The sequence below is a fragment of the Schumannella soli genome (genome assembly GCF_006517435.1).
Lineage (GTDB): Bacteria > Actinomycetota > Actinomycetes > Actinomycetales > Microbacteriaceae > Schumannella > Schumannella soli.
In genome coordinates this window covers 623-12,034 of record NZ_VHQG01000006.1, presented here as the reverse complement: position 1 = coordinate 12,034, position 11,412 = coordinate 623, and the positions used below count along the sequence as shown (strand labels likewise).

Below are 11,412 nucleotides of genomic sequence, written 5' to 3'. Positions count from 1 at the left end.
ATCGCCGGGAAGTTGAACGGCGAGATGATCCCGACAACGCCCAGGGGCTGCTTGATCGAATACACATCCACACCCGTGGACACGTTCGAGGAGTAGCCGCCCTTGATCAGGTGCGGGAACCCCGTCGCCAAATCCACGACCTCGAGACCACGCGCGACCTCACCCGCCGCATCGGAGACGACCTTCCCATGCTCCGACGTGATGATCTCCGCCAGCTCACGCGAACGGCCGGCGAGCAGCTCGCGGAACTTGAAGACGATCGACTGGCGCTTCGCGAGCGACAGGTCGCGCCAGGCCGGGAACGCGGCCTGGGCGGCCGCGACGGTGGCGTCGATCTCGGCCTGGTCGGCGAGCGCGACCGACTTGGTCTGCTGGCCGAGGGCGGGGTCGAAGACGGGAGCGGTGCGGCCCGACTTCGACGCGCTGATCGCACCGTTGATCCAGTGCTGGACGATGGGCAGGTTCTCGGACATGACTTCCTCAGGTACGGGGTGGAACAGAAGAGGGGTGGATCAGACGCGCACGCCGTGCACGAGCGACGCGGCGTGGGCCACGGCCGTCGCGACGTCGCCGTCGGCGGGGTAGAGCATCGTGCGGCCGAGCACGAGACCGCGCACCCCCGGCAGCGCGAGCGCGCGCTCCCAGCTGGCGTAGGTCTCGTCGCGGTCGCCCTCGGGGTCGCCGCCGAGCAGCAGCGTCGGCAGCGTGGTCGCCGCCATGACGCGCTCCATGTCGGGCACGACCGGGATCTTCAGCCAGGAGTAGGCGCTCGTGTTGCCGAGGCCGGAGGCGATGGCGACCGAGTGGATGACGGCCTCCGCATCCAGCTGGTTGACGATGCGACCGTCGACCCAGCGGCTGAGGAAGGGCTCGAGCATGATCGGCAGCTTCGCGGCCGCGGCGGCGTCGACCGCGCGGGCCGTGGCCTCGAGGGTCGCGACGGTGCCCGGGTCGGTCAGGTTGACGCGCACGAGCAGCTTGGCGAAGTCGAGGCCGGCGGCGACCATCGCCGGCACGTCGTGGCCGGTGAAGCGGTCGTCCATCTCGAAGCTCGCGCCGCGCAGGCCGCCGCGGTTCATCGAGCCGACGGCGATCTTCCCGTCGAGCAGGCCGAGCAGCGCCAGGTCGTCGAGCACGTCGGGGGTGCCGAGTACGCCGTCGACGGCCGAGTTCTCGAGCGCGATCGCCATGTTGGTGAGCAGCTCGTAGCGGTCGGCCATCGCGAGCGGGTCGCTGCCGACGCCGAGGGCGCCACGGGCGGGGTGGTCGGCGGCGACGATGAAGAGCCTGCCGTCGCCCTCGAGCAGCTCGCGGCGGCGACGCGTCGCGAAGGCGCGCGAGACGGCCTCCGGGTCGGTGGCGCGCAGATCGCGCAGGCGGTCGAAATCGAGGTCGGTCATCGGGTCACCCCGGCGAGGATCGCCTCGACCTCGGCGGTCGTCGGCATCGCCGTCGAGCACTCGAGGCGCCCGGCGACGATCGCGCCGGCGACGTTCGCGAAGCGCAGGATGCGCTCCAGGTCCCAGCCTTCGAGCAGTCCGTGCACGAGCGCGCCGCCGAAGCTGTCGCCGGCGCCGAGGCCGTTGACGACATCCACGAAGTAGGGGGCGACCTCGACGGTCTCCTCGCGGGTCTTCGCGAGCACGCCCTTGGGGCCCTGCTTCACGATCGCGAGCTCGACGCCGCGCTCGAGCAGCGCATCCGCGGCCCGGTGCGGATCGGTCTCGCCGACGGCGATCTCGCACTCCTCGCGATTGCCGACCGCGACCGTGACGTGCTCGAGCGCGCGCTCGACCTGCTTGGTCGCGTCTTCGCCGGTCGGCCAGAACATCGGCCGGTAGTCGAGGTCGAGGATCGTCAGCGGCTTGCGCTGGCGGGCCTCCCACGCGGCGAAGTGCGCGCTGCGGCTGGGCTCGCGCGAGAGGCCGGTGACCGTCGCCCAGAACACGCGGGCCCGGTGGATGGCGTCGAGGTCGAGCTCGCCGCCCTTGATGACCAGGTCGGGCGCGATCGGGTCGCGGTAGAAGTAGAGCGGGAAGTCGTCGGGCGGGAAGATCTCGCAGAAGGTGACCGGGGTGTTGAGCCCGGCGACCGGCGCGACGAACACCGGGTCGACGCCGAGGCGCTGCAGCTCGGTGTTGACGAAGCGACCGAAGGGGTCGTCACCGGTGCGGGTGATGACCGAGGTACTGCGGCCGTGACGCGCGGCGGCGATGGCGACGTTGGTCGCGCTGCCCCCGAGGTACTTGCCGAAGGTCGAGACGTGCTCGAGGCCGACGCCCGTCTGCAGCGGGTAGATGTCGACACCCACCCGACCCATGGAGATCAGGTCGAAGGTGGTGGAGGATCGGTTGGCGGTCATACGACGACGTACAACTCTCTGCTCGGAGACGCGGTGCGCTTCATACTACCCATGACAGTATGTAAGCACAAAGTTTTTTTCCGAATCTCCGCGCCGGCTGGACGAGCAGATCAGCTCGGGTCTCCCGCGAGGCGACGACGTCGGCGGATCAGGTCCGTGGCGGGCCCAGCCAGCGCAGCGCCTCGGCGACCAGACCGGGCACCGGGTAGGCCACATCCAGAGCGATCGCTCCCTCGTCGAGCCTCGGCGGCTCGAGCGCCGCGAGCTGCGAATCGAGCAGCGCGGGCGGCATGAAGTGCCCCCGGCGCGTGGCGATGCGCGCGTGCAGCAGCGCCGGCTCGCCGAAGAGGTAGACGAAGCGCACGGCGGGGGCGAGCTCGCGCAGGCGATCACGGTAGGTGCGCCGCAGCGCCGAGCAGGCCACGACCACACCGGCCGGTTCGCCGTGTGCCAGCGTGGTGCCCACCGCCGTGAGCCAGGGCGCCCGATCAGCGTCGTCGAGCGGGATGCCGGCCGCCATCTTGGCGATGTTGGCGGGCGGATGCAGCGCATCCCCGTCGACGAAAGGCACCCGCAGCGCCGCGGCCAGCTCGGCGCCGACCGTGCTCTTGCCCGAGCCGCTCACGCCCATGACGACGATCGGCGCGCTCATGCCGCGATCCTCTCAGCCCGCGCTGAACGCCGCGGCGCTCAGCGGCCGGGCCGCCACCGGTAGCGGGCGATCGCGTGCAGCGACTGCACGAGGTCGTCGACGGCCGGATCGGCGTCGACGGCGGTGACCGCGCCGATCACGCGGCGCGCATCCGGGTGGTCGATCGGCACCTCGACCGCGCCGTCGTCGCCGGAACCGGCGGGCAGGATCGTCACGCCCGCCCCGGCGGCGGCGAGCCCGCGGGCCACCCGGTAGTCGTCGACCTCGTAGGCGCCGGCGGCGGCATGCTCGCCCGTGATGCGCCGGATGGAATCGTGCAGGCCGAATCCGCGGCCGAGCGCGATGAGCTCCTCGCGGGCGAAGTCGGCCGGGCGAGCCGGGCGATCGAGGGCGGCGAGCGGATGCCCGCGCGGCACGACCAGGAACAGCGGCTCGGAGTAGAGCGGCTCGGTGCGCAAGCCCGGCTCGTGCGGCGGGTCGGCGACGACGGCGAGGTCGGCTCCGCCGGTGCGCACCGCCTCCAGCAGCCCCTCGCGTGCGCCGTGGATGAGCCGGAACCGCACCCCCGGGCGCCGCTGGCGGTGCCGCGCGAGCGCCCGCGGCAGGAAGGTCTCGCCGAGCGCCGTCTGGTAGGCGACGCGCACGAGCGCCTCGGAGGGCTCGGCCGCGCTGCGGGCGGCGGCGACGCCGTCGTGCAGCAGCTCGAGCGCGTCGGCCCCGGCGTCGGCGAGGGCGCGTCCGGCCTCGGTGAGCTCGACGCCGCGGCCGCGGCGGACGGTGAGCGGCGCGCTGACGCGGTCGGCGAGGCGGGCGAGCGCGCGGCTGGCCGACGGCTGCGGGATGCCGAGCTCGTCGGCGGCGCCGGTGACGGTTCCGGTGCGGGCCAGCTCGACGAGCACCTGGACGTCGCCGAGCAGCGTGCGCACCTCGCGGGCATCCATGCACTGAGGATATGACTCCGGCATCACTTCGCATTAGTCATACGTGCCGCGCGTGACTACCGTCACCGGATGTGACCTCCGCTCCCGCCACCGACTCGGTGCCCATCCAGCGCAGCACCGACGCTCGCGGCGACGGAGGCGAGGAACGAGCCGCCCGACGCCGGTACCGCCGCATGATGCTCGCGCTGCTCGCGGCCGGCATCGCCACCTTCGCCGAGCTCTACGCCGTGCAGGGCGTGCTGCCCGAGCTGGCCCGCGACCTGAAGGTCACGCCGGCGGATGCGGCACTCACCGTCTCGGCCGCCACCACCGGGCTCGCGCTCGGCGTGCTCGGCTGGGCCGGCATCGCCGACCGGATCGGCCGTCTGCTCTCGATGCGCATCGCGGTGCTCGGCGCCGTCATCCTCGGCGCGCTCGCCTGCGCGGTGCCCGACCTGAGCACGCTCGTCGGACTCCGCTTCCTCAGCGGCGCGGTGCTCGGCGCCGTGCCCGTGCTCGCCGTCTCCTACGTGCACGAGAACCTCACCGCGCGTCGTGCCGCCGCTGCGGCCGCGGTCTACATCTCCGGCACGACGATCGGCGGCGCCGCCGGCCGTCTCATCGCCGGTCCGCTCGGCGAGCCGCTGGGATGGCGCGGCGCCCTGCTCGTCGTCGGCGCGGTGAGCCTCGCCGCCGCGCTGGTGTTCATCCTGCTCGCGCCCACCTCGCCGGCCACGCCGCCCGTCACGCGCCCGCTCGTGGCGCAGCCGGTCGCGGCCGAGGCCACGGAGGGCGGCGCCGCATCCACCTCGTTCGCGCACCTCACGCAGCGGCAGCGCATCCGCCGCGCCCTGCGGTTCACGCTGCTGCGGCTCGACGTGCAGGCGCTGCTGCTGACCGGATGCTTCGTCGCGGTCTACAACTTCCTCGCCTTCCGGCTCGAGGCGGCGCCGTTCCACCTCGACCCCGGCTGGGTGTCGCTCCTGTTCCTCGCCTACGGCGCCGGCACGATCACCTCGCGCCTCGCCGGGAAGTGGCTGCCGCGCGTCGGGGCCGAGCGCGCCATCCTCGTCGGCCTCGCGGCGCTGCTGGCGGGGCTCGTGCTCATGGCATTCGACAGCGTCGCGATCATCGTCGTCGGGCTCGTGCTGTTCACCGGCGGGCAGTTCCTCGCGCACGCCTCGGCGGTCGCCGCGACCGGGCGCCGCGCCGACCACGACCACCGCAGCCAGGCGAGCGCGCTCTACAACATCGCCTTCTACCTGGGATCGGGGGTCGGCGGATGGGCCCTGGGCCTGGTGTTCCAGCAGCTCGGCTGGACGGCGATGACGCTGACGATCGGCGGCGTGCTGGTCGCGCTGGCGGTGTTCACGGCGACGGGCGTGCGCCGCCGGGCCGATGCGCAACTTGTCAGAATCTGATCAGGCGGACCGAAAGGCCCGGCCGAACCAGGTCACAGAATCTGCAGACCCAATTGCTCGGCGATCTGGTGGCAGCGCGAAGGCATCCATTCGACGAGCCGCGCCACGACGTCGGTCTGAAGTCGAGTCGGCAACTCTGCAGCAGCAGCAGAGATCACGGTCGGCAGCACGGTGACAAATAGCTCCGCCTGGTTCAACAGCCAGGAATCCGGCCGGCCTGCGCGCCGCGCGATGTGCTCGAGATCGAAGCGGCCGACACTTCCGGATAGGTCAGACGCGCCGTACCGGACGGCCAGCGACGCCGCGTCCGCCCGTGAGCGGAACGAGGCCACGTCAGTACCCTTTGTTCCCACGAGATACGGGACGATCGACGACACGTCGTAGAGCGGCGTTAGCGCGACCTTCTCAGCGTCGATGAAGATCGAGTAGTTCTTCGCGTGGGCGTCTGTAGACAGAAGGATCCACGACAGGAGTAATGCGGTCGCGTACTGCTCTCGCGAGCTCGAGCCCGATGTCCGCGAAAGCAGGTTGCCGATTTCGTCGGCACCCGGTCCGCCGTCCTTTTCGAAACGTCGCAGACGTGGCAGTCCCAACGCCTGGAGCATGTCCTCTTGATGCAGTCGTTCGATTCTGGATTCGGGTCCCGCTTCCCCGGCCGGATCAATCCGTCGGTCGAACCGTTCCACCACAAGGGAATGGGTCTCTGCATGATCAAAGATCGATACACCAGCGGCCGGCACCCCGAGCCATCTCAGCGCCCTCATGACCACGAACTCGACGAGTTCTCCGTCGGGCACTCCGCGCACTCGTGGCTTGAAAAGGTGCGTCGATGCCATCTCACCGCGCGTCTCGTGCCACCCGCCGCCGAAACGCGCGAGCGAGAACTTATCTTGCGCACCACCGAGCGAGAACTGACCTCGCGGGGGGATGGCATCGTCATGCCATGCCGTGGGGTCATCGGTGATGCGCCGGATTCGATCGGCTATGTGATCGTCGCCGACCGACTCTCCGGCGCTCACGACCTCCGCGCCAGCAGGACGGAACGACATAGCGCCCGCCACGTCCTGGCCATACTCGCTCAGGAGCCCGAAGGACTCCGCAGTGGAGAGACCCGCATCGAGCGCCCACCGCTGCCGGACGTCGGGATTGTCGGGAAGCAGGTTGTCGAGGAAGTCCGCGAGAATCCTTCCCTCGTGACGACGACGCGCGAGCGGAAGAGAGAGCGACAACGGCACGGCCCCTCCAGCCGATGCCCACGCCTCGTCGTATTCGAGCACATAGTCCTCAACGGAACGGCGCCCCAGACGACCCACGGGCTGGCCGGCGAGTGTCACCTCGAGTTCAGTGATCACTCGCGCGCTTCCTCTCCGACTCGATACGCGTCGCCGCCCGCTGCACGAGCTGAAGCGCCTCCGACATGCGCGCCGTCGCTCCAGGGTCCGCTTGCGGAGCCGTCGATGCGACACGCTCGAGGGCGATTCGAATCGCGCGCAAAGGGTCTTCCGCACTGGGCGCGTCGAACGACGGAACTTCGACCGCAGGAGCCGCCGAGCGCCGTGCTGGCACCAGATCGAGCGCAAGGTCGAGCGCTCCCATCACCGCGAATACCTTTGACAGCGCGATCTCGGTTCCGCCGGCTTCGAGCCTCACGATGAGGTGACGTCCAACCTGCGCGCGTTCGGCAAGTTCGCTCTGAGTAATACCGAGCTCGATACGCCTCGTCCGGACGATCTGTCCGATCTCCGAATCCTGCCGCAGCCTCACAGTGCCTCCCGCCGCTGCCGCCGTTGGACGACGGCTCCCTCGATACCGCACGAGTGCGATTTCACACAGGGACGACATCCTTCGACATGTCGCACAGAAGCGACATCAGCTTCAATGTCGCACAGAAGCGACACCGGCGTCAATGTCGCACAAGAGCGACATGCGTGCGCAGCCGGCTCAGATCTCCCGGGCGAGGGCGGCGAACACCTCGTCGTAGATCGCGAGCGCCTGCGCCACCTCGTCGGCGGTGACGACCGCCGGCGGCACGACGTGGATGCGGTTGTCGGCCGTGAAGGGCAGCAGTCCGCGCTGCAGGAGCAGCTTCTTCGCGCGGCCGATGTAGCCGGCGGCGAGCGGCTCGCGGGTGGCGCGGTCGGCGACGAGCTCGAGCGCCCAGAAGACGCCGCGGCCGCGCACCTCGCCGATCAGCGCGTGCTTGTCCTGCAGCTCGGCGAGACCCGGGGCGAGCACCTCCTCGCCGATGCAGCGGGCGTTCTCGATCACACCCTCGGCCTCCATCGCGTCGATCGCGCCGACGATCGACGCCATCGCGAGCGGGTGGCCCGAGTAGGTGAGCCCGCCGGGGAAGACGCGCTCGTCGAAGCTCGCCGCGATCGCATCCGAGATGACGATGCCGCCGACGGGCACGTACCCGGAGTTGACGCCCTTCGCGAAGGTGATCAGGTCGGGGGTGACGCCGAAGCCGTCGAGCGCGAACCACTCGCCGGCGCGGGCGAAGCCGGCCATGACCTCGTCGAGGATGAACACGATCCCGTAGCGGTCGGCGATCGCGCGCACGCCCTCGAGATAGCCGGGCGGCGGCAGGAGGATGCCGGCGGTGCCGGGGATCGTCTCGAGCAAGATCGCGGCGACGCTGTCGGCGCCCTCGGCCTGGATGGTGCGCTCGAGGTGGCGCAGGGCGCGCTCGCTCTCCTGCTCGGGGGTCTCGGCCCAGAACTCGCTGCGGTAGAGGTAGGGGCCGAAGACGTGCACGTGACCGCGCGCGAACTCGTTGGGCACGCGACGCCAGTCGCCCGTCGCGACGACCGCCGCGCCGGTGTTGCCGTGGTACGAGCGGTAGGTCGAGATCACCTTGTCGCGGCCGGTGTGCAGGCGGGCGAGGCGGATCGCGTTCTCGTTCGCATCGGCGCCGCCGTTGGTGAAGAACACCTTGCTGAAGCCGGCCGGGGCGTGGCTCAGGATGCGCTGGGCGGCCTGGCCGCGCACGGCCACAGCGTGAGCGGGGGCGACGGTCGCGAGCACGGCGGCCTGCTCCTGGATCGCGCGGATCACGGCCGGGTGCTGGTGCCCGATGTTGGTGTTGACCAGCTGGCTGGAGAAATCGAGGTAGCGGCGGCCGTCGGCGTCCCAGACCGTGCTGCCCTCGCCGCCGGCGATCGTCAGCGGATCGAGCGAGCCCTGCGCCGACCAGGAGTGGAAGACGCTGCGGTCGAGCTCGCGGATGCGGTCGGCGCTGGTGGCCTGATCGAAGTCGTAGCCGCTCGTGAGGGTCATGGCGTGGGGTTCCTTCCGTCGGCGGCCGCTCCGCCGGTCGAGGTGCGGGCCTCGGCGCCGCACGGCGCGAGCTCACCCTTGTGCATTCATGGTGCGCCGTCGCCGACGACCACTCGATCACGGAATGGCGCGCGGGCTACGATCGCTTCGACATTCTGACAGCGTCGCGGCGCTGGGGATCGCGAGAATCGGGAGATGATGGAGCCGACGATCGACGGCCTGCTCGCCGCCCGCGAGCTGCGGCTCCGGCTCGCCGGAACCGGGCCGGGCGGCAGCGCCACCGACACGACCGCCTACGGCATCGACGCCTTCGGCGACCGGGCCAGCCGCCGTCGTCGCGCGGCGCCGATCGACTGGGTGCACAGCTCCGACCTCGACGACCCGACCGAGTTCCTCTCCCCCGGCACGCTGCTGCTCACGGACGGGTCGCAGTTCGGGCTCGAGCATCCCGAGCGCTACGACTACGGGCCCTACATCGACCGGCTCCTCGGCGCCGGGGTCGTCGGCCTCGGCTTCGCGACGCAGTTCCTGCACGACGGCACCCCGCCGCAGCTGCTGACCGCGTGCGTCGAGCGCGCGTTCCCGCTCATCGAGGTGCCCGACCGCATCCCCTTCATCGCGATCATCCGCCACGTCGCCGACGCGATCGCCGCCGAGCGCACCCGGGCGATGGAGTGGTCGCTGGGCGCGCAGCGCGCGATCGCGCTCGCCGCGCTGAAGCCCGACGGCATCGCGGCGATCCTCGTCGAGCTCGAGTCGCGACTGTCGTGCCGCGTGGCGCTGTTCGACGGCGCCGCACGGCCGCTGCGGGTCGCGGCGGCGCGCGGCGTGGATGCGCGACTGCTCCCGACGATCACCGACGAGGTCGTCGCGGTGCTGCGCCGTGGGCGTCGCGCCGCCTCGCGCCTCGACGCCGACGGCGCCCGCGTGACCGTGCAGACGCTGGGCCAACCCGGCGGACTGCGCGGAGCCCTCGTGCTGCAGCACGAGCAGCCGCTCGACCGCGCCGCGACCGAGCTGGTGACGAGCGTGATCGCACTGGCGAGCCTCGCGCTCGAGCAGAACCGCGCCCTCGACGAGTCGCGTCGGGCGCTGCGCGCGGGTCTGCTCGAGCTGCTGCTGGCCGGCAGCACGGCCGTGGCCCGGCAGACGGCGACCGCGGTGTGGGGCGGATTCCCCGACGACCCGGTCACGGTCGCGCTGCTCGACTCGCCCGCGGCGGGGGCCGAGCTGAGGGACGCCCTCGAGGTGCTCGCCGACGAGAGCGGCGGCACGGTGTTCCACGCCGAGCGCGCCGGCCGCACGATCGTGCTGGTCGAGGCCGGCGGGGTCGGCGCCGTCACCGAGGTCGCGGGCCGCCTGGGTCGTCCGGTCGGCCTGTCGTCACTCGTCGCCTTCGCGGAGCTCGGGGTCGGCGTCGACGAGGCCGCCCACGCGCTGCGGCATGCGTCGAGAGCGGGCACGGCTGTGGCGCGCTTCGACGACTTCCTCGGCGACGGGGTGCTCGGGCTGCTGCATTCCGAGCGAGCCGAGCGGGTCGCCGCCCGGGTGATCGCCCCGCTGGTCGACCACGACGCCCAGCACGACGGCGACCTGGTCGAGGCGCTCGGGGTGTGGCTCGACGAGGGATGCTCGTGGGAACGCGCCTCGCAACGACTCGGCATCCACCGCCACACCCTGCGCAGCCGCATCCGCCAGGCCGGCACGGTGCTCGGCATCGACCTCGACGGCTTCGAGGGCCGGCTCGAGGCGTGGACGGCGCTGCGGTTCGGCGCGCGGGGCTGACCGCGGATCTGCGCTGACGCGCCCGCTCAGGCGCGGTCGTGCAGCGTGACGCGGTATCCGTCGAGGTCGGCGAGGGTGAAGGTGCGGCCGAAGGGCCCGTCGAACGGGGCGGTCACGATCTCGTGCCCGTCGGCGACGAGGGCGTCGTGGATGACCTGCACGTCGTCGGCGTGCATCCAGAGGGCGGAGCCGATGCCGGGGTGCGGTGCGGCGTCGAGGTCGGTGCCCTCGACGATGTCGCGGAGCGCGAAGGCGATCGGACGGGTCGTGAAGACGACCGCGTGCGGCGGGCCGGCGGGCGAGCGCTCGAGGCCGAGGTACTGCTCGTAGAACTTCTGCGCGGCGTCGAGGTCGCGCACCTGCAGCGAGACGAAGTCGGGTCCGGTGACGGGCATGGGGTGCTCCTGGATGTGTCGGTTCGAGGCGTTCGCGCGCATGTCAGTTAGCTGACATCACTCACGCTATGTCAGACTACTGACATGAGTCAAGGCGACGCGGACCCCCAGGCCGGGCGCGACGACGGCGTCCGCTTGGACACCTCGCTCGGATACCTGCTCAAGGAGGCGTCGAGCGCGCTGCGGGCCGCCATGGAGGAGGTGCTGCGCCCCCTCGGCATGACGGTGACGCACTACTCCTGCCTCGAACTGCTCGCGCAGCGTCCCGGGCTGTCGAACTCCGAGCTCGCGCGCGGCGCCTTCGTCACCCGGCAGTCGATGAACGTGCTGCTGCAGGCTCTCGAACGCGACGGCGAGGTCGAGCGCGCCGCCGAGGCGCCGGTCGGCAAGGCGCTGCCGACGCAGCTCACCGCGCACGGACGCCGCCGCATCGCCGACGCGAGCGCCGCCGTGCGCTCGGTCGAGACGCGGATGCTGGCGGGCATGAGCGAGGCCGATCAGGCCGCCGCCTTCCGCGCGCTGCAGAGCATGACGCGAGCCCTGCGCGAGAGCTGATCGCGCAGGGCTCGGGGCCGACGAGGTCGGTTCGTCTCTCCTC

At 71.5% G+C, this 11,412-nt stretch carries 12 protein-coding genes; 3 read left to right on the top strand and 9 right to left on the bottom strand.

Annotation, left to right across the window (positions count from 1 at the left end; all coding sequences use genetic code 11):
* From FJ657_RS16915 to FJ657_RS16895, 5 genes are all read right to left on the bottom strand, one after another.
* Window positions 1-473 (bottom strand): aldehyde dehydrogenase family protein (locus tag FJ657_RS16915; protein WP_141164907.1); only part of this gene is annotated, 473 nt, incomplete at its 3' end.
* Window positions 474-512: 39 nt separating this feature from the next.
* On the bottom strand, window positions 513-1,400 hold the full coding sequence (locus FJ657_RS16910) for a Cgl0159 family (beta/alpha)8-fold protein (RefSeq protein ID WP_141164906.1): 888 nt from the start codon (window positions 1,398-1,400) through the stop codon (window positions 513-515).
* Window positions 1,397-2,362: a 5-dehydro-2-deoxygluconokinase gene (iolC, locus tag FJ657_RS16905; RefSeq protein ID WP_141164905.1), complete on the bottom strand. Its 966-nt coding sequence runs from the start codon at window positions 2,360-2,362 to the stop codon at window positions 1,397-1,399. The genes FJ657_RS16910 and iolC overlap by 4 nt, the downstream gene beginning before the upstream one ends.
* Window positions 2,363-2,510: 148 nt before the next feature.
* Entirely contained in the window at window positions 2,511-3,014 is a 504-nt protein-coding gene (locus tag FJ657_RS16900) for a gluconokinase (RefSeq protein ID WP_141164904.1), read from the bottom strand.
* Between the two features lie 38 nt (window positions 3,015-3,052).
* On the bottom strand, window positions 3,053-3,955 hold the full coding sequence (locus FJ657_RS16895; RefSeq protein ID WP_181409033.1) for a LysR family transcriptional regulator: 903 nt from the start codon (window positions 3,953-3,955) through the stop codon (window positions 3,053-3,055).
* Window positions 3,956-4,026: 71 nt separating this feature from the next.
* Between FJ657_RS16895 and FJ657_RS16890 the strand changes: the two genes are divergently transcribed.
* Complete coding sequence (locus FJ657_RS16890; RefSeq protein WP_141164902.1) at window positions 4,027-5,355, top strand: MFS transporter; 1,329 nt, start codon at window positions 4,027-4,029, stop codon at window positions 5,353-5,355.
* 32 nt (window positions 5,356-5,387) lie between these two features.
* Here the strand turns inward: FJ657_RS16890 and FJ657_RS16885 are convergent, their stop codons facing one another.
* The 3 genes from FJ657_RS16885 to FJ657_RS16875 form a co-directional block, all read right to left on the bottom strand.
* The gene (locus FJ657_RS16885; protein ID WP_181409032.1) at window positions 5,388-6,707 is read right to left on the bottom strand and encodes a HipA domain-containing protein; all 1,320 of its coding nucleotides are present in this window, start codon (window positions 6,705-6,707) and stop codon (window positions 5,388-5,390) included.
* On the bottom strand, window positions 6,697-7,119 hold the full coding sequence (locus FJ657_RS16880) for a helix-turn-helix domain-containing protein (protein ID WP_219995954.1): 423 nt from the start codon (window positions 7,117-7,119) through the stop codon (window positions 6,697-6,699). The genes FJ657_RS16885 and FJ657_RS16880 overlap by 11 nt, the downstream gene beginning before the upstream one ends.
* Window positions 7,120-7,296: 177 nt before the next feature.
* Window positions 7,297-8,634: an aspartate aminotransferase family protein gene (locus FJ657_RS16875; protein WP_141164899.1), complete on the bottom strand. Its 1,338-nt coding sequence runs from the start codon at window positions 8,632-8,634 to the stop codon at window positions 7,297-7,299.
* A gap of 195 nt (window positions 8,635-8,829) precedes the next feature.
* Between FJ657_RS16875 and FJ657_RS16870 the strand changes: the two genes are divergently transcribed.
* Window positions 8,830-10,419, top strand: coding sequence for a PucR family transcriptional regulator ligand-binding domain-containing protein (locus FJ657_RS16870; protein ID WP_255447429.1), 1,590 nt, complete (start codon window positions 8,830-8,832; stop codon window positions 10,417-10,419).
* Between the two features lie 26 nt (window positions 10,420-10,445).
* On the opposite strand, the gene FJ657_RS16865 is transcribed toward FJ657_RS16870, so the two are convergent.
* The gene (locus FJ657_RS16865; protein WP_141164898.1) at window positions 10,446-10,814 is read right to left on the bottom strand and encodes a VOC family protein; all 369 of its coding nucleotides are present in this window, start codon (window positions 10,812-10,814) and stop codon (window positions 10,446-10,448) included.
* A gap of 84 nt (window positions 10,815-10,898) precedes the next feature.
* Here FJ657_RS16865 and FJ657_RS16860 point away from each other — a divergent pair, with 84 nt between their 5' ends.
* Window positions 10,899-11,369 carry a MarR family winged helix-turn-helix transcriptional regulator gene (locus FJ657_RS16860; protein ID WP_141164897.1) on the top strand — a complete coding sequence of 157 codons (471 nt, stop codon included), beginning with the start codon at window positions 10,899-10,901 and terminating at the stop codon, window positions 11,367-11,369.
* Window positions 11,370-11,412: the final 43 nt, after the last annotated feature.

Bases quoted from the DNA above. Each gene is read 5' to 3' on its own strand.
- FJ657_RS16910 (WP_141164906.1), bottom strand. From the start codon at position 1,400: ATGACCGACCTCGATTTCGACCGCCTGCGCGATCTGCGCGCCACCGAC.
- FJ657_RS16875 (WP_141164899.1), bottom strand. From the start codon at position 8,634: ATGACCCTCACGAGCGGCTACGACTTCGATCAGGCCACCAGCGCCGAC.
- FJ657_RS16895 (WP_181409033.1), bottom strand. From the start codon at position 3,955: ATGGATGCCCGCGAGGTGCGCACGCTGCTCGGCGACGTCCAGGTGCTC.
- iolC (WP_141164905.1), bottom strand. From the start codon at position 2,362: ATGACCGCCAACCGATCCTCCACCACCTTCGACCTGATCTCCATGGGT.
- FJ657_RS16860 (WP_141164897.1), top strand. From the start codon at position 10,899: ATGAGTCAAGGCGACGCGGACCCCCAGGCCGGGCGCGACGACGGCGTC.
- FJ657_RS16870 (WP_255447429.1), top strand. From the start codon at position 8,830: ATGATGGAGCCGACGATCGACGGCCTGCTCGCCGCCCGCGAGCTGCGG.
- FJ657_RS16865 (WP_141164898.1), bottom strand. From the start codon at position 10,814: ATGCCCGTCACCGGACCCGACTTCGTCTCGCTGCAGGTGCGCGACCTC.
- FJ657_RS16900 (WP_141164904.1), bottom strand. From the start codon at position 3,014: ATGAGCGCGCCGATCGTCGTCATGGGCGTGAGCGGCTCGGGCAAGAGC.